The organism is Haladaptatus rarus, from assembly GCF_054177585.1.
The window spans coordinates 130,883-152,530 of record NZ_JBPEHG010000003.1 but is presented as its reverse complement, the minus strand read 5'-3'; the positions used below and the strand labels follow the sequence as shown (position 1 = coordinate 152,530).

Below are 21,648 nucleotides of genomic sequence, written 5' to 3'. Positions count from 1 at the left end.
ACTCGACGACAGAGGCGACTCGCCCGTCGTGTCGAGAGCGACCGAGAATTTTCGGGGATGCTCTCACGAGGGAGTTCGCACGTCACAGCGAGGACACAGATCCTTTCGAAGCCACGGCGACGCTTAACGTCGGCACTGAACGCCACGAATTCGAGATGATCGTCCATCACCCCCAGCAGTACTGCGATTTTTGGCACCGTGCGATCCCATCTCGTCTGGGTACCAACGCACGTAGGTACACCGTTCTTGGTGGTAACGTGCCACTACCCAATCGATGATCGAGCGGAAAACGAAATTCGACACGGTGGTATCGGCATCTGGTGAGAACAGCGACGTATCGGTCGAGATGCTGTTCGACGTTCTCGGAAATCCACGACGCCGACACGTCCTCTCCTACATCGATAAGAGATCGACGAGCGTCTCTGTGGACGAACTCGCCCAGCACGTCGTCGAACAGGAGAGCGACACGACCGTGGACGAAGTCCCCCCAGACGTGGTAGAGCGCATCACGATACTGCTCTATCACGTCCACCTCCCGATGATGGCAGACGTCGGTCTCGTGGCCTACGATCCCGATTCGGGTACCGTCGTCTCCGGAGAGACCATCGAGCTGGCGGTAGATTGCCTCGAACTCGCAGAGTACAATTTTTAATCCCGTACGGGTTCTTCTCCCGGACGAATGCGCGAGGCACACCCTATCGAGACAGTGGTCGGAATGGAGTACTACGTCAGCGACGCGGACGGTGTCGAAGGGCATCTCCGCGAGACGAACGACGACTTCCGCGTGCGAGAGATCGAACGATTCGACACCGAACCGCTCGACGCCGACCCGGGTTCGTACCCACATCTCGTCGTCCGAGCGACCCTGCGCGGATGGGATACGAACGACTTCGCGCGCAGGCTCTCCAGCGCGCTCGCCATCAGCCGCGAGCGCGTTTCGTGGGCCGGAACGAAGGACAAGCGCGCGGTGACGACGCAGTTGTTCAGCCTCCGAAAGGTCACGCCGGACGAACTCCCCGAAATAGCAGATGTCGACATCGAACCGGTGGGGCGGGCAGGGCGGGCGCTCCAGTTCGGTGACCTCGCGGGCAACGAGTTCGAGATAACCGTCTCGAACCCCGACCGACCGGAGAACGCCGAGGTGATCGCAGACGAACTGCGAGGATTCGCTGGCGAACAGGACCCGAATCGACTCGCCGTACCGAACTTCTTCGGCCAACAACGGTTCGGCAGTCGGCGACCCATCACCCACGAAGTCGGCCTGCACGTCGTCCGCGGCGAGTGGGAGAAGGCGGTGATGGCTTACGTCGCCAACCCCTTCGAAACCGAACCCGAAGACACCCAGCAAGCCCGCCAGACGGTCGAGGAGGTCGCCCCGGACTGGAACGCCGCGCTCGACGCCCTGCCGAAGCGACTGGGATTCGAGCGAGCGATGGTACATCAACTCGCCGAAAACGGCAGTGATGACCCCGGCCCAGACGATTTCCGGGCCGCGCTCGAAGCCCTCCCGACCAATCTCCAGCGATTGTTCGTGAACGCGGCCCAGTCGTTCGTCTTCAATCGAATCCTGAGCGAACGGCTCCGCAGAGGACTGCCGTTCGACAGACCCGTCGCCGGCGACGTGGTCTGTTTCGCCGAGGAGGTAGACGGACTGGTCGTCCCGGACATCGACCGACAGCAGCGCGTGACCGAAAAACGCGTCCGCACCATCGAACGCCACTGCCGACGCGGACGAGCGTTCGTCACCGCCCCGCTCGTCGGCACCGAGACGGAACTCGCCGAGGGTGAACCGGGAGAGATCGAGCGCGAGGTGCTCGCCGACCTCGACCTCGCCCCGGCCGATTTCAACTCACCGGGAGAGTTCTACTCGACCGGAACCCGACGAGCGATGCTGGTTCGAACCGAGTTCGCGCTGTCCAACGACCCGCTTTCGTTCGAATTTTCGCTTCCTTCGGGGTCGTACGCCACGGTCTTCCTGCGGGAGTTCCTGAAAGCTGATCCGCTGGACATGGGGTAGGATTTTCCACGTCGGTCGCCTACTTCGTTCTGGGGGAACATGCGAAGTAACCGAATCCAGCGCGAGATCGACACCGCGCTCGCGGAGGGGTGGCGAATCGAATCCGAAGCGCCCGACAGGGTCGTCCTCGTGAAGCGAAACTACGGCGATTTCACCGTCCACGTCGTCCTCGCGTTGTTGACGTTCTGGTGGACGCTCGGCATCGGCAATCTGGCCTACGCCGCCTACAAGTACGTCAACGACTCGCAGCGACGGGTGCTCTGGGAGTCCGGACGCGGATGCTCGGAGTGCGGCGCTGAGGTCAACCCCGACGCGAACTACTGTCGAAACTGCGGAACGGAGTTGCCGACCGAACCGGAACCGGTCGGCATGACCTGTCCGAACTGCGGGGCCGCCATCGCGGAGGGCGCGAAGTACTGTAGCGCCTGCGGCGAGGGAATCGCGGAGATAATGGAACAGGCCTGAGTCGATTTCTCACTCTTTCGTCGGGATGGTTCGTCCGAGGAGGAACGCAGGGATACCGAACAGGGACACGACGACCAGTATCAGCACGACAACCAGGATGGAGTACAAGAAATCGAGTGGCGTTCGAACCAGTGTGACCGGCCGCACCACTGCGAGGCTGACTGCGAGTATCGTCGGCGGAAGCGCGAGAGCTGACTTACGGTATCGGGGGTCGGTGACGGCGTAGCCCACGAGGGCCATCGAGAGAAGGAGGAGAACGGAAAGTGCCGCAAACATGACTTCATGAACGAAATAGTAGCTCAAATTGCCGAGTGTAGCCGGGAGATAGACATCAGTAGCGATTACGGCACCGACCGCCATCACCCCAACGCCGAACAACCACGCAAGGAGGACGCCCACGGCGATACGTGGCACCGTCGGGCGAACGTCGGCGAAGGTCAACAGCGCCAAGGCGGTGTAGGCACCGCCTGCGATCGTGACGCCGGAGGGGAAACCACCTCCGGTGGCGGCTCCCGCAATTCCGAACAGCACCGAGAGGATACCGAGCACGGTGACGATTCCCGCGAGCAAGTGCGCCGTTCTCTCGTCACGCTCGATCGTTCTTTCGCTGACTCGAACGAACCCCACGAGAAGCGCGAAAAGTGCGCTTGCGGGAAGGAGAATGTCGAAGATCAGATTTCGAACCACGTCGTCGACGAGCGATTCCGAAACCGAGACGAAACTCCAGGCGTCTCCGACCACACCGCCGGATCGCGCGAACGTGACGAACGGGCCATCGCCTGCTCTGTCGGTGAAGGTGGTCAAGGTGAGTTCGTTTCCGCGAACCGTCGCTTCGGTCGGTGCGCGCGTGACGACGGTTCCGGATGGCCCGATGACCGTCAGTTCGTCGGCACCCAACCCGGCGAACTTCTTGCTCCCCTCGTCACGGAAGCCGTCGAATCGGAGGACGCCGCCGCGTGTTCGGGAAACTTGTTCGTCGCTCCGATACCGGAGGACGACCGTGTCGTTTCCGACGACCCACGCTGAGAGCAAGGATTTTTCCCCAAAATGATCCGCATTTCGTGCGATTTCGGTGAACGCGGTTTCGTTTTCGCGGAAGAACCGAACGGTCCGCTCGCTTGTCAGTCGATTTCTGACCGTCCAGATGGCGGTCTCGTTCTCGTAGACGTGAATCGTGGCGGTGCTGTATTCGACATCCGTGGCCGTCGCGCTCTCGACACCGTGGATATCGCCGTAATACGCCGCAGCCTGCTCGAATCCGGAACCACACGGTTCACAGACCAACTGTGGTGGCCGTCCGGCCATGGTCGACGTCGCTACGAGGAGGACAAGGACGAGGATGACGACCGGTCGGAGACGCATACTCTAAATCATCCTCTATCCGATACATTTCTTTCCCTTACAGAGTCCAGGGCGAAACGGGGAGATTAAACGCGACGATTGGAAAGTGACGCCCATGGAGTGTCGGCAGTGTGTCTCCTCGCTCGAACGCCCGGGCGACTACTGCCTGGTCTGCCGGACGCACAACGCCGACACGGTGGTGCTCGACCTCTCTCGCGACCACGCAACGATGACGATGGTGCTGGACGAGGAGGTGGTCGGCGCGACCGACGTACGAACCACGCCCGAGGACGGCGAACAGGAGGTGGTCGAACTCCGCAACTTCGCCGGACGAGTCGCGGACGAAATCCGGCGAAAGCGCCCCGAGGAGGTGTACGCGGCGGGCGACCGCGACGTGATTCAGGCGGTGCGCGCACAACTGCACCACGACTTCTACCGGGTGGGTGACGAGAACCCGGTCGAGGAGGTACTCGAACGCAGAGGAGACCGGTCGCTGGAGGTAGTCGAGACTGCCCCAGGCGACAAACTCGGGGGATCACACTCGACGCTCATCGGCAATCGAGACGGGATGCGCGCAGTTCGAGAGGTCGCGTCCCATCCGCACGTCAAGAAGATCGTCCCCGGACCGATCAGCGCGGGTGGGTCGAGTTCGCCGTCCGGCGTCCGTGCCAAGGCGACGCGGGCCGACGAGAACGGGAACGTTCGCCTGCTGCTGCGCGATGGGTCGAGCGTGCAAGAGAACCGCGTCATCACCACGGCGATGGATCGGGAGCGCGGAGAGCGCGTGCGTGAAGACCTGAACGAAGTCCTTGCAAGCGCAGGGTTCCAGTAGCCACAGCCCTTTTCAGGGAGCCTAATTATATGTAATTACATGGCCTCACGCTACGACGCAATGCTCGCGGCGATCCCAACGCTCTCGGGTGGTGGATTCGTAGCAGGACAGTTCACGTCGCTCCCGCTAGCAATAGCCGGACTGCTCGCGGCAGTGCTCGTCGTCGGGTACGCCTTGGCGCGACCGCCCGTCGACTCTACCGAATGAATACCCTCTGTTCGATAGTTCATTCAGACAACATTTCAAATCGAACTCATTCTCGATCTCGGCGCTGGTCGAACTCAAAGGCTTTATCAGTCCTCTCGGGTAATTCTCCGGTACTATGGCCGAAGACTCTAAATCACGAACCGGCAGCGCCGGACGGTTCGGAGCGCGATACGGGCGCGTCGCACGCAAGCGTGTCTCCGAGATCGAAGCGGACAAAAACAAGAACCACACCTGTCCGGACTGCGGTAGCGAGACCGTCGACCGGAAAGGTACGGGTATCTGGGCGTGCGGTCGGTGTGGCTACCAGTTCGCTGGCGGCACCTACCGCCCGCAGACGCCTGCTGGACAGACCGTCAAGCGTTCCATCCGCGCTGCCCTCTCCGACGAAGAATGAGCTACAAGTGCTCGCGTTGCAAGCGGGACGTCGAACTGGACGAGTACGGCGGCGTCCGCTGTCCGTACTGCGGGCACCGCGTCCTGCTGAAAGAGCGAAGCCGCGACGTGAAGCAAGTGAACGTCCGGTAACGCCGTGTCTCACGACGCGCTTCTCGAATTCGATTACGAATCCGACGAGCGCGCGGCACTCGTTTTCCGAAGCGTCGAACAGGAAGTCGGCGAGATCGAGGGCGACCGCTCGCAAGCGACCGTCGAGCGAGATGGGGAGAACGTCGTCGTCCGCATCGAAGCCGACGACCTCGTGGCGCTCCGGGCCGCCCTGAACACGTGGCAGACGTTAGTGGGGGTCGCAGAAGAGGTTTCGACGAGTGGACGGGGCACCTCCGTCGGCGGCTGCTGACGGACGGTCGCCAGTTAGGTGACCGGCTCGGTTTCTCGGCCGTCTGCCACTCACCACAGCCACACGCCGACCACGACACCACCTACTCCAGCCACCGCGACCAGTACGGCGGTCAGGAAGAAGGGCAACTCCCATGGCCCGACGACGGCGTGAATATTGTCCGGATTCGAGACGAGAAAGTGGAAGTAGACGCCGAAAACGAGCGATGCGGCCATCGAGAGTGTGAACACCGCACTCCCGAGTCGCTCCCTTCCGCGCCACAGGAGGACGAACCCAACCACGGGTGCGAGCGTCACCACGAAGCCGACGAACGCCGACTGGAACTGTGTCAGCGGAACCGGGGCGGCGACGTGCGGGACGCCGTGGGCCAGATTGACGAGCAGGTACACACCGAGGGCGACTCCCGCGACTGCGACGGTCGATTTTCGTGTCACTCGTCGCTCCTCGCAGTTCCGGCGGTGGCAGGAGATCCGGGTGAGGGCGTGCCTGCCATCTCGGCGAGCGTCCCCTCCTCGCGCCACGTCTCGACCACGTCGGCGATACCCTCCCGGTAGGTCGGGTAGCGTGGCTCCCAGTCGAGCGTCTCGCGGAATCGCTCGTTCGATGTCGGTGCCGAACTCGTCAGCAGGCGAACCGACGCCTTGCCGACGACGGGGCGTAGCAGCCACCCCGGAATCCGTCGGGGTTCGGACGCCCCCAGTCGGTCGGCGAACGTCCGCAGGAATGTAGCGAGCGTGACCGGTTCGTCGTCGGTGACGTGCCAGAGACCGGTGGCGTCGGATTCAGCTGCGGTGGCGAACGCCCGTGCCGCGTCTTCGACGTGGAGGATCGAGAGGGTCGCGTCCTGTCTTCCGAATAGTCCACCACCGAGGATGGGGAACTTCCCGTCGAGCAGTCCGGAACCCATCTGACGGGTGTGGGGGGAGTCCGGTGCGTAGAACCACCCGCAGCGCAGGATGCCGACCTCGAAATCGTGTTCGTCAGCGCCACGCTGGACGATCCGCTCCGCGTCGTCGGCCGACTTCGTCGTCCGATCCGGATTCGGTGGGGAATCCTCGTCGAACGACTCGCCGCTTGGCTGACGGGCGAGCCACGTGATGCTCTGAAGAAGGAGTCGACGAGCGTCGATTTCTGTAGCGACCGAGACGAGATTCCGTGCTCCCTCGACACGCACTCGGTCGTTGCGAACCCACTCTTCTTCCGTCGGTTTTCGGCTCGTCGGAATCGCGGTCGCGGCGTGGATCAGGACGTCACAGTTCTCGGCGGCGGTCAGAAGCGATTCGCGGTCGAGCACGTCGCCACGTCGGGGTTCACCGCCGCGTTCGGCGACGATTTCGTCTCCCCGCGTGTCGCGCGTGAGTCCGACGACGGTGTGGCCGCTGTCGGTGAGTTCGGTGACGAGTCGGCGACCGAGGACACCGGTCGCGCCTGCGACGAAGACGTTCATACGTGGCGATTCGTGTCAATATACTATAATGGTTCTGCCGGGGAAGAGGTTGGTCGATTTGGGTCTGGTCGAGTCGAACCGAGTTGGGGAACGACAACGTTCCCCGAACGATGCGACCCGAATCGACCGACAGCGGTCGGGATCGGCTGCTGTTCCGTGCTCAGCTAAAAGCGTGGCTTTTTCCGTCCCCACCACGAGAGAAGAGGTATGCAGGGTAATCTTCCACCAGAAGCACAGGAGAAGCTCGAACAACTGCAGGATCTTCAGGACACGGCACAGCAGGTCGCAGTGCAGAAGAACCAGGCCGAGACGGAGTTGACCGACGCGCAGAACGCGCTCGACGAGCTGGAGAACATCGACGAGGACACGACGATGTTCCGCGAGGTCGGCGAACTGTTCGTCAAGACGGACTACGACGAGGCACAGGACGACCTCGAAGACAAGGTAGACAGTCTCGAAATCCGCGTCGAGACGCTCGAAAAGCAGGAAGAGCGCGTTCGAGAGCAGTTCGAGAAACTGCAGGGCGAACTCCAGGGCATGCTCGGCGGCGGTGCAGGCGCAGGCCCAGGTGGCCCGACCGGCCCCGGCGGCGCTGGCGGCGCGTAAGCGATGGTCAGTGACGAAGAAGTCGTCCAGACTGCCGCAGAGGCAGCCGAGGACGTTATCTTCCAACGAATCAAGCAATCGCAGGTCAAGGATTTCGACGTGACCGTCACGTTCGAAGAGGGTATCCTCGACGTGGACGTGTACGTCAACGCGCCCGAAGCGGATCGGGACGAGGAGAAGGTGGCGAACGACGCCGCACTGGCGGCCCGCGCGGCAGTGGACGAACTGTTCGCCGAGCACGCCTAATTTTCGACTCCTTCTTCCAGAGAACTTTTCATCAACGTTTATTTACTATCATATCTTCGACTCGTGTGTGACGCGTTACCAGTCACAGGCCCGTCTGGGGGACGACCGCCGGAGACGGCGGAATCGGCGCGCTTTCCTCGCGTCGTGAGACAGAGTTCTTCCGGACTGAACCGCCCACCCGATACCCACTGAGACAACCGGTGGCCGGGCACCTTTCCCTCGGGCGAACCGGCGTGAACCGAGCAGTGAAACGCCCTCCCTCTGTGGAGTAGGCGGGGACCTGCGTGGAGGGCTACACGTCGGGACAGGCCGAAGGTGGTGACCCGAAAACCCTCGGCGGAAACGTCGGGGGAGAGTAGGTTTCGTGCGCCGCCGGTCACGGTCGCCCCTTCTCTCGGAACGGTTCTTCGTGATGTCGATGGGGGAGAACCGCATGTGCGATATCGTACTGAAATGTACTGCCAACGGTTTGTACTGAAACGTACTATCTTGTACTGTATATAAGTAATCTGATCCACTCACACTCGGTCGCAGTGAGAACAATGTCGATGAAGTCGAGTTCGCTGCCGATGCCTGAGCAACGCCTCGCCCACGACAAGCTATCGAAACCGGCAATGGAACCAGCGTGACGCTAGCTGCTGCTTGAGCCTAATCACGCCTACTGAAGAGCAAGCTCTTCCCTTCTGATCACATACGCGAAGCGTTTTCAAAGCACCGGGACAGCAGGCGGGGCGGGCCGTGCCAGAACCGAAGCCGACCAGCCGCTTTCGGCGGGTGCCCGTCCGGGCGACTTCCAGCAGAAAGCCGGCCAGCTGACGCACGGTGGCATGCCGACCAACTGCTCGCGGCCTGGTGGCAACGGGCGAACGAGGGAGTTCGGGAGCAGACGCGGAGCGTCTGCGAGCGAGTGGCCGAGGAGGGCGTGACTAGTCGCTAGCGTCAGCTAGTATCTTGTCGATTTCTTCGTCATCCTCGCCGAATCATCGCCAAGAGACCGTCCCACAAGAGTCGAACAACAAGAAAAACCGGTACGTTCAGCACCACACGACCGCCAGTCTCACTCCTTGGGTTCGATGTTACCGTGTGCGGTGAAGACGTTCTCGGGGTCGTATTCGGCTTTCACCGCCGCGAGTCGCTCGGCATTCTCGCCGAAGGGAACCGCCGATGGCTCCTCTTCGAGACCGGGGAAGTTGACGTACTGGCCGCGCACTTCGGGATGCTCTCGCATCTCCGCGATGCCCTCGCGCACCCACGCGAGGGCGGATTCGGTCTTTCTCGGGTCGTCCCAGTTGGCTTCGAAGTTGAGACTGTAGGGTGCATCCCGGTGTGCGAAGGCGGTCTCCTCCTCGCCGATGCGGGCGACCTCGCCGCCGAGGTGCCAAATATCGACGGTCGAAAGCGGCACCGGGCATCGCTCCGAGCAGGAGACGATACTCTCGATGATGTCGTCGTTCAGGTCGTCCAGATAGAGCGACTTCCAGTAGTAGTACCGGCCGTTCGGGTAATCTTCGTCCAGCATCGTCTGCAGTTCGACGTAGGGCATCGTCCCGCTGAAATCCGCGACCGGGTCGGCGAACTCTCGGACGGGTCGAAGCGCTTCTTCGCCCTCCTCGGGGTCGCCAGCGTAACAGCCGAGGAAGACGACGGCAGGATCGCCCCACAACGATTCCGGGAACTCGTCCATCTCGGGCACCCACGCGTAGAACGGGAGCAGACTCACCTCGTCGGGGACGTCTTTTGCGTACTCCCGGAAGAACTGGAGGGCCTCGGTCACCCGGTCCCCGTCGTGCCAGACGAAACACGTGGCGACCTCCGGCCCGACCGGGTGGCAGTCGTACTCGAACGACGTGACGACGCCGAAGTTGCCGCCACCGCCGCGGAGCGCCCAGTACAGGTCCTCGTGTTCGTCCTCACTGGCGGTGATGAACTCGCCATCCGCGGTCACCACGTCCGCCGAGACGAGGTTGTCGCAGGAGAGACCGTACTTCCGGCGGACGTGACCCATCCCGCCGCCCAACGTGAGTCCCGCGATACCGGTGTCGGAGACGACGCCGCCCGGCACGGCCAGTCCGAAGGCTTGCGTCTCGCGGTCGAGGTCGCCCCACGTCGCCCCCGCTCCGGCACGGACTCGTCTGTCGTCCGGTTCGACCCGCACCCAGTTCATCGGTTCGAGGTCGACGACGAGTCCGTCGTTCACCGTCGCTCGTCCGGCGACGCCGTGACCGCCGCCACGGACCGCGATCGGCAGGCCGTGCTCTCGCGCGAAGGTCACTGCCACGATAACGTCTGCGACCCCCTCACACCGGGCGACCATCGACGGTCGTCGGTTTATCATCCCGTTCCACACTCGACGTGCTTCGTCGTACGCATCCTCGTCTTCGGGCGTGACGAGGTCTCCTTTCAGTTCGGATTCGAACGCCGCGACTGCCGATTCGAACTCCGCTGCCGTCGATTCGATGGTCTCTATCGCCATGTTCCCCACCACCGATAGAGAGGACTGGAACGTCGATAAACGCGACTGCAAAATGGTCTGACAGGCACCGAGCGCAGAATAAGACGCGAAATGAGCCGGGAGAAGAGATGGGATGCGAACGAGACGAGTGATGAAATCCGCGTGAGACGCGGATTCAGGCGAGGAAGAAGATGAGCACGCTGATGGCCATCACCGCGAGGATGACCGCACCCGCCAGCGCCCCACCCATGGCAATGACGGCGTTGGCGTGACTCGCCAGCGTCTCGGTGCGATCGTTGCCGAACACCGTCACCTCGGCGTACTCGCTCTCCATCCCTCCTTCGATCGGTTCGAGGTCGGCGACAGCGTCCTCGACCAGTCCATCGACCAGCGCGATGAGTTCGTCGTGGTCGAGCGCGCCGCCGACCTGATTCGAGGATTCGATCATGTTGACGACGTGGGTGTCAGTGGTCATCACCTCCACCTCGTCCGCCTCGACCGCGGCCACGATTCTGTCTCGAAGGCCGGGTTCCATGTTGTTTCCGTCCACGAGCACGTAGGCCGTCCGTTGCCTGGCGACGTCGACCACGGCGACGCGGACACCGAGCGGGCCGATCCCGTCGGCGGGCGTCCACCGCGTCTCGTCCCACGCGACACCGAGTTTCGGCTGTCCGCGCTCCGCATCGCCGAGTTCTGTCGCGGCGGCGCGCGCGGCCTGGATCATCTGGAACGAGCGTTCGCTGCCGGGGTAGACGTGGCCGATATCCTCGCCCTGGAGTCCGTTGTTGCAGTTGTGGGCGTCCACGAGCATCACGTCGTCCAGTCCACTCGACCGCGCTTCCGCGGCGGCAGCGAGGCCGACCGCGTACTCCACGTCGTCGGCGAACTGGGGGGAATACGTTGCCACGAGCAAGGCGTCGTCACCGAACCCCTGTCCCACTATCTTGGCGTCCCCGTTCTGTGTCCGGATGCTTCGTGTCGCACTGTCGCTGTACTCGATCCGTTCGTAGGCATCCTTCGCGGTTTCGAGGATGGTGTCGACCTCGCGCTCGGTGACGAGGTTGAAGTCGTGTCCGGCGGTGGCGTGAGGCGGAAACGCGAGTCCCTCCGACTGGCTCGCCACGCGCCGGGGGAGGTTGCCGCCGCCGATCTCGCCCATCGGCCCGGGATGGATCATCGGCAGGACGAACCTGGCTTTCTCACTCCCGTCGGTTCGCCGGAACGAGAGGACAGTGACGGGAACGACCGCCTGCTGGCCGATCTGCTCGAAGAAGTCCTCCAGTTCGCGGGTTCCTTCCGCGATGTGGCCGATGAAGCCCCGGATGAAGTCGAGTGAACTGACGCCGAGACTGCGCCGCCACGGGCGGTCGATGACGGTGAGGAAGCCGTACACGCCGAGAGCGTACATCCCACTGACGATGGCGAGAAGGAGGAAATCGCGCGGCGAGATGACGCCGAGGGCCTCCGGAGCCTTGTCGCCACGAGCGAGCAGATTCTGCACGAGTGGGCCACCGACTTCGAAGACGCGGATCGTCTCGCTGTAGATGAAAAAGAGCAACGCGGCGGTGGCGGTCTGGATGCTGGCCGGGATGGTCGAGACGAGAAACGAACTGCGGGAGACGGCCATCACGACGAGGAGACGGAAAGCGAACACGGACGCGAGACTGACGAGAAGAGCGTCGAAGACGAACTGCTGGCCGACCCACGTGAGCGTCGCGATTATCCCCGCGATGGTCATCACTGCGACGACGAGCACTTCGCACGTCAACGCCAGCAGTGACGACCGATTGTAGGTCAACTGCCCGCCGAGACGGCGGTCTACCGGCGTCGTCAGAACGCTCGCGGCGACCGTCGGAATCCCGATGAAGAAGATACCCTCCCACGCATCCTGGAGGATATATTGGGAGTCGAATGCCCCGATACCGGCGAGGGCCGCGATGAGGAGTGCGAACATCACACTCGCGTACCACCGCGGCGCGCGGAAGATGTACCGGGACAGACTCGCCAGGTCGCTCTGGGTCGCTGTCATTGCAGGAAACCTACGCCGAGGAGAGTTAAAGAATGCTACTCACAGATAGCGAGGAAATTTTCGAACACTTCCTCCCCTTCGTCGGTGTGTGCCACTTCCGGGTGCCACTGGACGCCGTACAGGTTGCGGTCGGTATCGCTCATCGCCTCGATGCCACATACGTCGCTCGTGGCGGTGCGTTCGAAGCCGGATGGAACCTGTTTCACTTCGTCGGCGTGGCTGGCCCACACGCGCGTCTCGGGCGCGAGCGACCCGACGAGCGGGTCGTCGTCTTCGGTTATCTCGACCGTCACGTCGGCGTAGCCGCCGTAGTCGCCTCCGCCGACCTCGCCATCGAGGACGTGAGCCATCACCTGCATGCCGAGACAGATGCCGAGAACGGGCACGTCGAGTTCGAGGTACTCCGCACAGTGTCCGATGTCGTCCATCGAGGGGCCGCCGGAGAGGACGAGGCCGTCGGCGTCGATCTCTTCGGGCGACGTGGTGTTATCGATGAGATCGGTTTCGAGACCCATATCCCGGAGCGCCCGGTGTTCGAGGTGCGTGAACTGGCCGTGGTTGTCCACGACGAGGATCGTCGTCATTGACAGGCGCTATGGAGGGCACGAATAAAAACGCCTCGTCACCGTCGCGCCGCGATAGCCCCGGCGAGCAGTGCGAGTCCGACCGCGATCGTTCCCCACTTGGGATGGGCTGCCAGCACGTCCAATCCGGGGAGTGCGTTGGAATCGCTCTTCGTCTCGTCACCCGTCTTCTCATCGTCACCCGTCTCACTGTCACCCGTCCCATCACCCGGCGACTCAGTGGTCGTAGATCGCTCGACCACGAGTGTCCCCGCCTCGACCGTCCCTGCCTCGCCCTCCACACCGCTCACGCGCACCGCGTGTTCGCCCGGCGACTCTGCCCGGTAGGTGAACGTCACCTCTCGGGACGCGCCTGCGGGTACATCCACCTGCTTCGACTCGACGGCGGTTTCCTCGACGGACAGTTCGACGATCGCTGTCCCGTCCCCATCGCCCACGTTTTCCAGGGTCGCAGTCACGGTCACCGTCTCACCCGGCGAAACCTGCGGCTGGTCGAGTGACGCGCTCGCAACGCTGATATCGGGGATCGGTCGGCTCACCCGGACGGTCGCTGTCGCGGCGTCGGTGTGGCCCTCACTATCGACGACCGTCACTCGCGCCGAGTACTCGCCCGGGGATTCGAAGACGTGCTCGATCGTCGGGTTCTTCGTCGTCTCGTCCACCGTCCCGTCGCCGTCGAAATCCCAGCGATACTCCGTCACGTCGTCGTCCGGGTCGGTCGTCTCGCCTGCGTCGAAGGACACCGGTTCGCCCGTCTTTGCCTCCGATCCGTCCGTCTCGTCCCCCTCATCCGACCCAGTCGCACTGAGCGCGGCTTCCGGCGGCGCACCGCAGCCGTCGGGTGTGACGACGAGGGGTGTACCCATGTCGAGTTGCGTTTCGGACGGGTTGCCGACACTGCCGGAGAGGAACGTCCACGAGTTCACCGATTCCGATTCGAAACGCGTGTCGTGCAGTGCGGCATCCTCGTTCCACCTCGGGACGACGGTCATCCGGAACTCACCCGATAGCCCGCGGAAGACGGCACCATCGACGCGCGAGCCAGTCCACGTCCAGTCGATACGGTTCCGCGACCAGCGGTCGTCTCGGTTCTCGTAGGTGTCGTCCATGAGCACCCACTGACCCGACCCCGGCAGACCGCCGAACCGGAACGTCACCGCGCTCATCGGCAGCCCATCCCCGATACGCTCGCTTCGCCGCTGATCGTGCAGTATCACGAGGCTGACGACGCCGTTGGGAGCCTCGTAGAGGAACATCGTGCTCCCGTTGTCGCGGGTGACCGACGATGGCGCGAAGGAGCTGTACGACCAGTCGCTCGGTTCGGTGTAGGGATTTCGGTAGTCGTAGAACTCGACGACGTTCTGGTTCCCCCGGATCGGTTTCACCGGGACACAGGTGCCGCCCTGCTGGATGGCGTAGGTGTCGTGGTCTGACGCTGGCGCGTCGGGCAAGTCGTCACCGGGGAGTCCGGGCGGAGGAAGGGCGACAGCAGTTCCGACCAGCGAAACGACGAGGAGGGCGGTCAGTACGGCACGTCTGCTCATCGGCGATTTGACCTCTCGATTCGGTGCGGGGTGCTCAGGGGCGTTCGAGAACTCATTTTCTCGTCACATCCACGCTTTGCGCGGACTACCGTCGCCGAGAACGCGAGTTGGCCACTTTGTTATGTTCCGTCTGAAGCGCCCGCAGGTCGAGCTTAGCCCGTCATGCTGGACTGAACTACGCGAGATGTTCCAGCGCGAAGTGTGCCACCGGAAGCATCACGACGAACAGGGGAACCGTGTAGAAAACCTGCGTGAAGGGGTCGGGCGGTGAGAGGATCGCACCCAAAGTGAACGCGAGGAGGAGGGCGAGCAGGACGGCTCTGACGGCGTGTTCAGCGGAGACCATACCCGCCAGTCCCCACCAAACGGCATCAGTCTTCTGTAAGCAGTGCAGGCAGGTCGTTTATCCAATCGACGACCGCCGCAGCACCCTCCGCCTCGTACTTCCTTCGGCCTTCCTCGCCCGTCAGCCCGCCCGTCAGGACGCCGACGCCGACGTACTCGCGGCTGGAGTCCGACTCGCTCGCGTTCACTGCGGTTCGAACGTCGTCTAGCGTGTCGCCGACGAAGACGACCGAACTCGCGTCGAAGCGTTCGGCGAGCGTCGTCAGTGCGTGGGGGTGTGGCTTCCCCTGCTCCCAGTCGTCCATCGTGAATCGGTGCTCGTCGGCCACGTCCAGTCCGGCGCGTTCGAGGGCGATGTCGGCCTCGGCTGCGGGTCTGCCGGTGACGATTCCGACCGGGTAGTTCCCGGTGAGTTCGGTGATCGTCTCCGATTCGACCAGCACGGGTTCGTCGTTAATGTAGCCGCGCGTGGAAAGCGTCGGTTCTGCGGCTTCGATCTCGGCGTACAGTTCCCTGCCGAGATAGAGTTGCTGGAACACTTCGCGCAATCGTTCCGGATGCCACGCATCTCGAACTCGGGCGAGGGCGTCGTCGGGGAGCGCGTCGGCGACGACTTCCTCTGCGGCGTCGAGTCCACCGCCCTCCTCGGTGATCCGGTCGGTGAACGTTTCGATGGATTGGTCAAGTCCCTCGCGCGAAGCGAGGACGTACAGGGCTGCGGCGTAGGTGAGTTCCCAGTCGTTGTTGAACCCGCCCGCATCCTTGAACGCCTGCACGTCGGCTTTCGAAATCGTGTCGTCGTAGAGCTTCGTGACCGATTCCACGATGGCGCGGCGGTAGGAGTCCGCCACGTCCACGAGCACTCCGTCGATGTCGAGTACGACAGCGTCCACGTTCATGTGCTGGCGTTCGTGCGATGGAGTAAGGGTCTGCCGAATCACCTTTTTCCGTCTCCCCTTCGAAGCACGAGCGATGCAGTACGACGAACTCCAGCGCGTCTATGGACGCGAGGAGTACTACTGGGGGACAGACCCCAACGGATTAACCGAAGCAGTGCTGGAGTTCGCCCCCGACCGAGCGACCCCTGCCGCAGTCGATATCGGCGCGGGCGAGGGTCGGGACGCGGTCTACCTCGCTGAAGCGGGATACAGCGTCCTCGCGGTAGATCCGGTGTCTAACGGACTCGACAAAGCCGAGCGACTCGCCGAGGAGCGCGGCGTCGAGATCCAGACCCGTGAGGCCGACGTGAACGATCTCGACTTCCCGGCGATGGACGTGGTGTACTCCTGTGGCACGCTCCAGTATCTTCGCCCCGAGAACCGCGAACGACAGTTCGACCAGTTCAAGAGCGACACGACGAACGACGGCATCCACGTCCTGTTCGCCTTCGTCGACCACCCCGACGTTCCGCCCGCGCCCGACTGGGGGGAGAATGAACACTTCTACGAACAGGGTGAACTCCGAAGCTACTACGACGACTGGGAGATCGTGGACGAAGATGAATTCATCTTCGACGACGACTCCGGTGGAGAGCCGCACCAACACGCAGCAGTGACGCTAGTGGCACGGAAACCGGCGGAGTAGACTTTCGCCAGTCCTCATCTGAATTGGAATCGTCGGCAGTGTTTCGAATCCGAGTGACCAAGACGACACGATTTAGGAAAATAATCGATATATCTGTCGGATATTCCGGTATTAACTGGATAGAGGCCGTCTGATCGAGTGCAGATGAAAGAGTACACAGTCCACGTGATCGGCATGAGTTGCAAAAGTTGTGAGAACACCGTCCGAAGGAAGGTGACGCGCCTTCCAGGAGTAAGTAGTGTCGCTCCCAACGCCCACGCCGACGAGGTCACCGTCCGAGGCGAACCGGGAACCGAAGAGCGCGTCCGTCAGGCGATTACCGAGATCGACTACGGAGCCGAACTCTGAGGAAGTAACGACCGAACACCGGCGGAAGAAGAGCCATCTCCCCCTTCCGTGGAGACTCGTGTTCGTCACGAGAATCCCTTTCAGCAAGGGCCTAGGAACGACGGTTTCGAGGGATTCTTCGAGGAAGTCGAAAAATCTGCTGTTCATTCTCGCGCCCAGAACAGCGTCTCGCCCGGAATCGTCTCCCGGCGAACCGGAACCGAGGGTTGGTCGCCACCGAGCGTCGTGAAAACGAAATCGGCGTCGCAGGCGCGTGCGACCGCCAGCGCAGGACGATGCAGTTCTGGTGGGATGTTCAGTGCGTAGAGTACGTCGGCATCCTCGTAGACTGTCGCGTCGGGGTCGGTCACGTCGTCCAGTACGAACCGAACGCCCTCGGGAACCTCTCTCGGGTAGACATCTGTCGCGGTGACGGCCACGCCAGCGTCGGAGAGCGCCTCCGCGACATCGGTTCGATCGCCGATACCGATCTCGACGGCGCGCCGGTAGTCGGCGAGGCGGGTGACGATTCCGTCGCGGGTAGGCTGATTCACGGCGGGATGTTTATGGGGCGTCCCCCCATAGGAGTTGCTATGTTGATTGACATCGTCCCTGTGGGGGACGTAGCGGGGCGGGTCAAACGCGAGGCGTCTGCGGCCCTCCGGACGATCTACGACTGCGACGTTATGGTGCACGAACGACAGGGGATTCCAGCCGGGTCACACGACCCGAACCGCGAACAGTACCGTGCCGAGGACTTCATCGAGATGGCGAGTCGGATCGGAACCGGGGAGAAGAACATCGCCATCACGCCCCAGGATCTCTTCTACCGCCGCCGGAACTACGTCTTCGGACTCGCCTATCTCGACGGCAGCGGAAGCGTCATCTCTACCTACCGACTGCAACCTGCATCCGACGGTCTCTCCTCCGACGGCGGTATCTCGACGAAGCCAGCGAACGAACTGTTCTCCGACCGCGTCCGCAAGGAAGTCGTCCACGAGATCGGCCACACGCTCGGACTCGAACACTGCGACAACTCGCGGTGTGTGATGAACTTCTCGCCGACCGTCCGCGAAGTGGACGTGAAAGAAGAGAACCTCTGTGGCACCTGCCAGCGGCAGGTACTCTGAGTATAATCACTGATTATCGCCAGCGTTCGATAGCCACACCAACGAGTGCGAGCAGACCGAGGACGACGACGAACAACTGTTCTGCGAGACTGTCCGGCCCGACGTACTTCGCCATCGAGATGGCCCACGCGCCGCGTTCGCGGACGACCGACGCATCCTGTGTCCGGTTCGGGATCCCCACTTCACCCGCTGTCTGACCGTCGCTTCCCTCACCCGGCAGGCGGTCTGCCTCGTATGGGAGCGATCCGGTTTCGATGGCCCAGACGATCTCGCCGTTCTCATCCACCTCGACGACGCGGTCGTTGTACGAATCCGTGACCAGCGTGTGCCCGTTCGAGAGGCGGTCGGCGTCACGAGGCCAATCGAAGACGGCGCTACCGCCGTACTCCCAGACGAGTTCGCCGTTTCGTATCTCGACCACGCGGTCGTGCTCGCTGTCGGCGACGAGCAGCGTATCGCCGGGCGTATCGGGGTCGTCGAGTGTGTCGGGGTTGTGTTGCTCGTGGAGGATGTCGCCGCGTTTCGAGAACGAATCGGGGCCGACGACCCTCTCCACGCGAACCGATTCCGCTTCGTTTCCAGTCGCGTCGCTCTCGACGTGGAGATCGACCACCGTGTCGAAGTTCCGGAGACTGACCCGGAAGACACCCGGCTCGACCCTGTCCACGTCGTTGGCGTGCGTCCAGTCGCCTTCCGGCCCCAACTTCTGCGGGCGCTGGTAGCGGTCGGTCGCGTTCCACTGCCAGAGAACCTCCTTCTCGCGGTTCACCGCGAACACGCGGTCGTTACCCATGTCCACTAGCACCCAGCGGTCGTCGCCATCGACGGAGTAGTGGTCGGCATCGTGCAGTTCGTGTGCGTGGAGCTTCGCGTCGAACCACGCGTACTCCCACAGCGTCGCTTTCGTGTTTCGGTCGATTATCCTGAGCGCGTTTCGCACGCAGTTCTCGTGTCCGTCGTCGCGGAATCGGGGTGGACACTGCTCGTCCGGGAGTTCGTCGGCCACCGCGATCTGGACGCGATTCGGCCCGAGGGGTTCCACGTCGAACACGTCGTCTGCCTTCGCGTACTCCCAGACGACTTCGCCCTCCGGGTTCACCTCGATGGCGCGCCCCTCGTGTTCGTACCCCTGAAGGGCGACGAGGGTGTTGTTCGTCGGGCGCTCTTCGTCCGTCGTCAGAAACGGTCGGTCGGGGGCGGAGAGCGCCCCGACGCCAGCGACAGCGAAGAGCGAGACGGCGAGGAAGGCGAACAGTTTCGCGCGGTTGTCGGAGACCGAAAGCCACGCGACGAGCGTCGAGATCACTGTCCGGCGATTCGACCGGTCGGAAAAAAGGTGATTCGGTTCGTCACGCATTCTTGCTCAGTCGTATTCCAGCAGCACAAAGCACTTATCGAAATAAATATTCGGAATCGGTGATCTTCGACAGGCAGATAGCTGTCGCTGGATTGGTCGCCCTCTCGCTCCTGCTCGCCGGTTGCTCCGGCGTCTCACCGAACCCCGACACGGCGGAACCGGCGATGGTCGAATCGACGCAGACCTCGACCGGCGAGACGATTTCCGCGATATCGACGACCACCACCAAAACGACCGGGGACACCGAGACGACACCCGCCAAAGGTACCCAGTTCCTCTCGGTCTCGGAACTGAACGAGGGCCAGGCTATGAAGTTTGACGCTAGCGAGCGAGTCGCCTTCGAAGATCTCTCGGCGGAGCGCAAGCAGGTGGTCGAAGAAGCCATGGAGTGCGATTGCTCCGTGACGCTGGACGGCGAGTTCAGTTTCCACGACGAAGATCGCGTGAAGGTCGTGCGGTACGAGGGACGATACCACTACCTTCGAGTCGCTATCGTCTGAAGAAGCGAAGAAGCTGAAAAACCGGATTAGCTGTAGTAGTACTCGCCGTCGCCCTTCTGCTGGCGGTCGAGTTGACTGCCGGGCTTGTTGATGCGTGGGCGACCCACGTTCTCGTCGCGGCGGAAGGTGATATCGAGGTTGGCGAGGAAGTCGTTCATCCCCTCGCGCATGCCCTTCGGGCGACCGGCGTGACCGTGTTCTGCGGGTTCGCCGTCGAACACCATCAGGCGGTCGGAGACGAGGTCGATCATGTAGATGTCGTGGTCGATGAGCAACACGGTGGCGTCCTGTATCTCGGCGTAGCGTCGGATGGCGCGCGTCGCTCGGACGCGCTGTTCCACGTCGAGGTACGCCGAGGGTTCGTCCAGCAGATAGAGGTCGGCGTCCTTCGAGAGACAGGCCGCGATGGCGACTCGCTGGCGCTCACCGCCGGAGAGGTCGGTGAGGTTCTGCTCCATGATACGGTCGAGTTGGAGCGGTTGAGCGACCTCCGTGTTCCAGTACGACGAACCGAAGTCGTCAGTCAGCGAGGAGAGGAAGGCGTCCACTCGCATCGGCTGGTCGATCTCGATGTACTGGGGTTTGTAGGAGATGTCGAGGTCGAAGTCCACACTTCCCTTGTCGGGGTTGAGTCGTCCAGCGAGCAGTTTGGCGAACGTCGATTTCCCGATCCCGTTCGGGCCGACGATGCCGAGCACTTCGTTCTCGTAGATCGTCCCGCCCTCCATGTCGAGCGAGAACTCGCCCTCGCCGTAGGATTTCGAGAGGTCGGGATACTCGACGAGTGGGTCGGCGGTCGTCGTCTCGCGGGGTGCGTGTTCGTCGAACTCGATGGCGTTCGGACGGATACGCATGTTCTCGTTGTTGAGGTAGCCTGCGAGATACTCGTTGATGCCGTTGCGCACCGATTTCGGCGTCGTGATGACACCGTACGCGCCCGGTTCACCGTAGGCCACGTGGAGGTTGTCGGCCACCAGATCGAGGATGGCGAGGTCGTGTTCGACCACGAGCATCGACCGCCCGTCCTCGTTCGCCATCTCCTGGATCAGGCGCGCGACCTTCACCCGCTGGCTGATGTCGAGATACGGTGTGATCTCGTCCAGGAAGTAGAAGTCCGCGTCACGGGCGAGTGCGGCCACCAGCGCCACGCGCTGGAGTTCCCCGCCGGAGAGGCTGTCGATATCCTGTTCCATCACGTGCTCGATCTCGAGGCGTTCGAGGAGGTCGTCCAACACGCCGCGCTCGTCGGTTCGTTCGAGCAGTGTGGCGGTACTGCCATCGAACCGAGTCGGGATCTTATCGACGTACTGGGGCTTTCGTGCGACGGTCACGTCGCCGTCTCGCACTGCGCCAAGGTAGTTCTGAAGCTCCGTCCCTCGGTAGCGTTCGAGCACCGTGTCCCACCCCGGCGGATCGTGGAACTGGCCGAGGTTGGGTGCAAGTTCGCCCGCCAGGATCTTCACGGCGGTCGTCTTCCCGCTCCCGTTGGGGCCGAGGATACCCGTCACCTGTCCCTTCTCAGGGACGGGGAGACCGTACAGCGCGAAGGCGTTCTCGCCGTATCGGTGGGCCGGGTCGTCCTGTAGCTCCTGTGGGAGATTGATGATCTCGATAGCGTCGAAGGGACACTTCTCGACGCAGATGCCACAGGTTTCGCCGAGACAGATCTCCTCGCTGATGTGGATCTGGTCGGGGCCGCCTTCGTCCGCGTCCTCGCCCCGGAGCGTGATACATTCCTTGCCGGTTCGGTTCGGTGGGCAGTAGTTCTTACACTCGTAGTTACACCGGTCGGGTGAGCAACGCTCCAGGTCGACGACGGCGATACTGTCCTCCGCCATG

26 protein-coding genes are annotated in these 21,648 nt (G+C 62.7%); 14 read left to right on the top strand and 12 right to left on the bottom strand.

Annotation, left to right across the window (positions count from 1 at the left end):
* Nucleotides 1–274: 274 nt before the first annotated feature.
* Genes ACR3FE_RS09660 through ACR3FE_RS09650 form a run of 3 tightly spaced genes read left to right on the top strand, consistent with a single transcriptional unit; the run spans nucleotide 275 to nucleotide 2,482 of the window.
* Complete coding sequence (locus tag ACR3FE_RS09660; protein WP_458206899.1) at nucleotides 275–652, top strand: DUF7344 domain-containing protein; 378 nt, start codon at nucleotides 275–277, stop codon at nucleotides 650–652.
* 27 nt (nucleotides 653–679) lie between these two features.
* Entirely contained in the window at nucleotides 680–2,017 is a 1,338-nt protein-coding gene (truD, locus tag ACR3FE_RS09655; RefSeq protein WP_458206898.1) for a tRNA pseudouridine(13) synthase TruD, read from the top strand.
* A gap of 39 nt (nucleotides 2,018–2,056) precedes the next feature.
* Nucleotides 2,057–2,482 carry a zinc ribbon domain-containing protein gene (locus ACR3FE_RS09650; RefSeq protein WP_458206897.1) on the top strand — a complete coding sequence of 142 codons (426 nt, stop codon included), beginning with the start codon at nucleotides 2,057–2,059 and terminating at the stop codon, nucleotides 2,480–2,482.
* A gap of 9 nt (nucleotides 2,483–2,491) precedes the next feature.
* Here ACR3FE_RS09650 and ACR3FE_RS09645 read toward each other — a convergent pair whose 3' ends face one another.
* Complete coding sequence (locus ACR3FE_RS09645; protein ID WP_458206896.1) at nucleotides 2,492–3,844, bottom strand: hypothetical protein; 1,353 nt, start codon at nucleotides 3,842–3,844, stop codon at nucleotides 2,492–2,494.
* A gap of 94 nt (nucleotides 3,845–3,938) precedes the next feature.
* Here ACR3FE_RS09645 and ACR3FE_RS09640 point away from each other — a divergent pair, with 94 nt between their 5' ends.
* The 5 genes from ACR3FE_RS09640 to ACR3FE_RS09620 all read left to right on the top strand — a co-directional run bounded on the left by ACR3FE_RS09640 (nucleotide 3,939) and on the right by ACR3FE_RS09620 (nucleotide 5,658).
* Nucleotides 3,939–4,655: a DUF2103 domain-containing protein gene (locus ACR3FE_RS09640; protein ID WP_458206895.1), complete on the top strand. Its 717-nt coding sequence runs from the start codon at nucleotides 3,939–3,941 to the stop codon at nucleotides 4,653–4,655.
* A gap of 39 nt (nucleotides 4,656–4,694) precedes the next feature.
* Nucleotides 4,695–4,862, top strand: a complete 168-nt coding sequence (locus tag ACR3FE_RS09635; RefSeq protein ID WP_458206894.1) for a DUF8015 family protein — start codon at nucleotides 4,695–4,697, stop codon at nucleotides 4,860–4,862.
* A gap of 115 nt (nucleotides 4,863–4,977) precedes the next feature.
* Nucleotides 4,978–5,256 (top strand): 50S ribosomal protein L37ae, encoded by a 279-nt coding sequence (locus ACR3FE_RS09630; RefSeq protein WP_458206893.1) that lies wholly within the window; start codon nucleotides 4,978–4,980, stop codon nucleotides 5,254–5,256.
* Complete coding sequence (locus ACR3FE_RS09625; RefSeq protein ID WP_458206892.1) at nucleotides 5,253–5,387, top strand: DNA-directed RNA polymerase subunit P; 135 nt, start codon at nucleotides 5,253–5,255, stop codon at nucleotides 5,385–5,387. Before ACR3FE_RS09630 ends, ACR3FE_RS09625 begins: the two co-directional genes overlap by 4 nt.
* A 4-nt stretch (nucleotides 5,388–5,391) precedes the next feature.
* Nucleotides 5,392–5,658: a KEOPS complex subunit Pcc1 gene (locus tag ACR3FE_RS09620; protein ID WP_458206891.1), complete on the top strand. Its 267-nt coding sequence runs from the start codon at nucleotides 5,392–5,394 to the stop codon at nucleotides 5,656–5,658.
* A gap of 50 nt (nucleotides 5,659–5,708) precedes the next feature.
* Here the strand turns inward: ACR3FE_RS09620 and ACR3FE_RS09615 are convergent, their stop codons facing one another.
* A complete protein-coding gene (locus ACR3FE_RS09615; protein ID WP_458206890.1) occupies nucleotides 5,709–6,092 on the bottom strand; it encodes a hypothetical protein in 384 nt (127 codons plus the stop codon).
* On the bottom strand, nucleotides 6,089–7,105 hold the full coding sequence (locus tag ACR3FE_RS09610; RefSeq protein ID WP_458206889.1) for an NAD-dependent epimerase/dehydratase family protein: 1,017 nt from the start codon (nucleotides 7,103–7,105) through the stop codon (nucleotides 6,089–6,091). The genes ACR3FE_RS09615 and ACR3FE_RS09610 overlap by 4 nt, the downstream gene beginning before the upstream one ends.
* Nucleotides 7,106–7,312: 207 nt before the next feature.
* On the opposite strand from ACR3FE_RS09610, the gene ACR3FE_RS09605 reads away from it, so the two are divergent.
* Together ACR3FE_RS09605 and ACR3FE_RS09600 are read left to right on the top strand one after the other, a co-directional pair.
* A complete protein-coding gene (locus ACR3FE_RS09605; protein ID WP_458206888.1) occupies nucleotides 7,313–7,711 on the top strand; it encodes a prefoldin subunit beta in 399 nt (132 codons plus the stop codon).
* Nucleotides 7,712–7,714: 3 nt separating this feature from the next.
* Nucleotides 7,715–7,957: a DUF3194 domain-containing protein gene (locus tag ACR3FE_RS09600; RefSeq protein ID WP_458206887.1), complete on the top strand. Its 243-nt coding sequence runs from the start codon at nucleotides 7,715–7,717 to the stop codon at nucleotides 7,955–7,957.
* A gap of 1,057 nt (nucleotides 7,958–9,014) precedes the next feature.
* Here the strand turns inward: ACR3FE_RS09600 and ACR3FE_RS09595 are convergent.
* From ACR3FE_RS09595 to ACR3FE_RS09570, 6 genes are all read right to left on the bottom strand, one after another.
* Nucleotides 9,015–10,430 (bottom strand): FAD-binding oxidoreductase, encoded by a 1,416-nt coding sequence (locus ACR3FE_RS09595; RefSeq protein ID WP_458206886.1) that lies wholly within the window; start codon nucleotides 10,428–10,430, stop codon nucleotides 9,015–9,017.
* Nucleotides 10,431–10,584: 154 nt separating this feature from the next.
* On the bottom strand, nucleotides 10,585–12,438 hold the full coding sequence (locus ACR3FE_RS09590) for a DUF2070 family protein (protein WP_458206885.1): 1,854 nt from the start codon (nucleotides 12,436–12,438) through the stop codon (nucleotides 10,585–10,587).
* Between the two features lie 35 nt (nucleotides 12,439–12,473).
* Nucleotides 12,474–13,022, bottom strand: a complete 549-nt coding sequence (locus ACR3FE_RS09585) for a GMP synthase subunit A (protein ID WP_458206884.1) — start codon at nucleotides 13,020–13,022, stop codon at nucleotides 12,474–12,476.
* Between the two features lie 38 nt (nucleotides 13,023–13,060).
* Nucleotides 13,061–14,566, bottom strand: coding sequence for a PKD domain-containing protein (locus ACR3FE_RS09580; protein WP_458206883.1), 1,506 nt, complete (start codon nucleotides 14,564–14,566; stop codon nucleotides 13,061–13,063).
* 175 nt (nucleotides 14,567–14,741) lie between these two features.
* A complete protein-coding gene (locus ACR3FE_RS09575; protein ID WP_458206882.1) occupies nucleotides 14,742–14,912 on the bottom strand; it encodes a hypothetical protein in 171 nt (56 codons plus the stop codon).
* A gap of 25 nt (nucleotides 14,913–14,937) precedes the next feature.
* Complete coding sequence (locus tag ACR3FE_RS09570; protein ID WP_458207187.1) at nucleotides 14,938–15,810, bottom strand: TIGR01548 family HAD-type hydrolase; 873 nt, start codon at nucleotides 15,808–15,810, stop codon at nucleotides 14,938–14,940.
* 73 nt (nucleotides 15,811–15,883) lie between these two features.
* On the opposite strand from ACR3FE_RS09570, the gene ACR3FE_RS09565 reads away from it, so the two are divergent.
* Both ACR3FE_RS09565 and ACR3FE_RS09560 read left to right on the top strand, forming a co-directional pair.
* A complete protein-coding gene (locus ACR3FE_RS09565) occupies nucleotides 15,884–16,495 on the top strand; it encodes a methyltransferase domain-containing protein (RefSeq protein ID WP_458206881.1) in 612 nt (203 codons plus the stop codon).
* Between the two features lie 144 nt (nucleotides 16,496–16,639).
* Complete coding sequence (locus ACR3FE_RS09560) at nucleotides 16,640–16,843, top strand: heavy-metal-associated domain-containing protein (protein ID WP_458206880.1); 204 nt, start codon at nucleotides 16,640–16,642, stop codon at nucleotides 16,841–16,843.
* A gap of 143 nt (nucleotides 16,844–16,986) precedes the next feature.
* Here ACR3FE_RS09560 and ACR3FE_RS09555 read toward each other — a convergent pair whose 3' ends face one another.
* Nucleotides 16,987–17,376, bottom strand: a complete 390-nt coding sequence (locus ACR3FE_RS09555; protein ID WP_458206879.1) for a UPF0146 family protein — start codon at nucleotides 17,374–17,376, stop codon at nucleotides 16,987–16,989.
* A gap of 39 nt (nucleotides 17,377–17,415) precedes the next feature.
* Between ACR3FE_RS09555 and ACR3FE_RS09550 the strand changes: the two genes are divergently transcribed.
* Entirely contained in the window at nucleotides 17,416–17,952 is a 537-nt protein-coding gene (locus ACR3FE_RS09550) for an archaemetzincin family Zn-dependent metalloprotease (RefSeq protein ID WP_458206878.1), read from the top strand.
* Between the two features lie 13 nt (nucleotides 17,953–17,965).
* Here ACR3FE_RS09550 and ACR3FE_RS09545 read toward each other — a convergent pair whose 3' ends face one another.
* Nucleotides 17,966–19,258 carry an NHL repeat-containing protein gene (locus tag ACR3FE_RS09545; RefSeq protein ID WP_458206877.1) on the bottom strand — a complete coding sequence of 431 codons (1,293 nt, stop codon included), beginning with the start codon at nucleotides 19,256–19,258 and terminating at the stop codon, nucleotides 17,966–17,968.
* A gap of 110 nt (nucleotides 19,259–19,368) precedes the next feature.
* Between ACR3FE_RS09545 and ACR3FE_RS09540 the strand changes: the two genes are divergently transcribed.
* Nucleotides 19,369–19,809, top strand: coding sequence for a DUF7979 domain-containing protein (locus ACR3FE_RS09540; protein ID WP_458206876.1), 441 nt, complete (start codon nucleotides 19,369–19,371; stop codon nucleotides 19,807–19,809).
* Nucleotides 19,810–19,835: 26 nt separating this feature from the next.
* On the opposite strand, the gene ACR3FE_RS09535 is transcribed toward ACR3FE_RS09540, so the two are convergent.
* The gene (locus ACR3FE_RS09535) at nucleotides 19,836–21,647 is read right to left on the bottom strand and encodes a ribosome biogenesis/translation initiation ATPase RLI (RefSeq protein ID WP_458206875.1); all 1,812 of its coding nucleotides are present in this window, start codon (nucleotides 21,645–21,647) and stop codon (nucleotides 19,836–19,838) included.
* Between the last annotated feature and the right edge of the window lies 1 nt (nucleotide 21,648).

Bases quoted from the DNA above. Each gene is read 5' to 3' on its own strand.
- ACR3FE_RS09660 (WP_458206899.1), top strand. From the start codon at position 275: ATGATCGAGCGGAAAACGAAATTCGACACGGTGGTATCGGCATCTGGT.
- truD (WP_458206898.1), top strand. From the start codon at position 680: ATGCGCGAGGCACACCCTATCGAGACAGTGGTCGGAATGGAGTACTAC.
- ACR3FE_RS09650 (WP_458206897.1), top strand. From the start codon at position 2,057: ATGCGAAGTAACCGAATCCAGCGCGAGATCGACACCGCGCTCGCGGAG.
- ACR3FE_RS09645 (WP_458206896.1), bottom strand. From the start codon at position 3,844: ATGCGTCTCCGACCGGTCGTCATCCTCGTCCTTGTCCTCCTCGTAGCG.
- ACR3FE_RS09640 (WP_458206895.1), top strand. From the start codon at position 3,939: ATGGAGTGTCGGCAGTGTGTCTCCTCGCTCGAACGCCCGGGCGACTAC.
- ACR3FE_RS09635 (WP_458206894.1), top strand. From the start codon at position 4,695: ATGGCCTCACGCTACGACGCAATGCTCGCGGCGATCCCAACGCTCTCG.
- ACR3FE_RS09630 (WP_458206893.1), top strand. From the start codon at position 4,978: ATGGCCGAAGACTCTAAATCACGAACCGGCAGCGCCGGACGGTTCGGA.
- ACR3FE_RS09625 (WP_458206892.1), top strand. From the start codon at position 5,253: ATGAGCTACAAGTGCTCGCGTTGCAAGCGGGACGTCGAACTGGACGAG.
- ACR3FE_RS09610 (WP_458206889.1), bottom strand. From the start codon at position 7,105: ATGAACGTCTTCGTCGCAGGCGCGACCGGTGTCCTCGGTCGCCGACTC.
- ACR3FE_RS09605 (WP_458206888.1), top strand. From the start codon at position 7,313: ATGCAGGGTAATCTTCCACCAGAAGCACAGGAGAAGCTCGAACAACTG.
- ACR3FE_RS09600 (WP_458206887.1), top strand. From the start codon at position 7,715: ATGGTCAGTGACGAAGAAGTCGTCCAGACTGCCGCAGAGGCAGCCGAG.
- ACR3FE_RS09595 (WP_458206886.1), bottom strand. From the start codon at position 10,430: ATGGCGATAGAGACCATCGAATCGACGGCAGCGGAGTTCGAATCGGCA.
- ACR3FE_RS09590 (WP_458206885.1), bottom strand. From the start codon at position 12,438: ATGACAGCGACCCAGAGCGACCTGGCGAGTCTGTCCCGGTACATCTTC.
- ACR3FE_RS09585 (WP_458206884.1), bottom strand. From the start codon at position 13,022: ATGACGACGATCCTCGTCGTGGACAACCACGGCCAGTTCACGCACCTC.
- ACR3FE_RS09580 (WP_458206883.1), bottom strand. From the start codon at position 14,566: ATGAGCAGACGTGCCGTACTGACCGCCCTCCTCGTCGTTTCGCTGGTC.
- ACR3FE_RS09575 (WP_458206882.1), bottom strand. From the start codon at position 14,912: ATGGTCTCCGCTGAACACGCCGTCAGAGCCGTCCTGCTCGCCCTCCTC.
- ACR3FE_RS09570 (WP_458207187.1), bottom strand. From the start codon at position 15,810: ATGAACGTGGACGCTGTCGTACTCGACATCGACGGAGTGCTCGTGGAC.
- ACR3FE_RS09565 (WP_458206881.1), top strand. From the start codon at position 15,884: ATGCAGTACGACGAACTCCAGCGCGTCTATGGACGCGAGGAGTACTAC.
- ACR3FE_RS09560 (WP_458206880.1), top strand. From the start codon at position 16,640: ATGAAAGAGTACACAGTCCACGTGATCGGCATGAGTTGCAAAAGTTGT.
- ACR3FE_RS09550 (WP_458206878.1), top strand. From the start codon at position 17,416: ATGTTGATTGACATCGTCCCTGTGGGGGACGTAGCGGGGCGGGTCAAA.
- ACR3FE_RS09535 (WP_458206875.1), bottom strand. From the start codon at position 21,647: ATGGCGGAGGACAGTATCGCCGTCGTCGACCTGGAGCGTTGCTCACCC.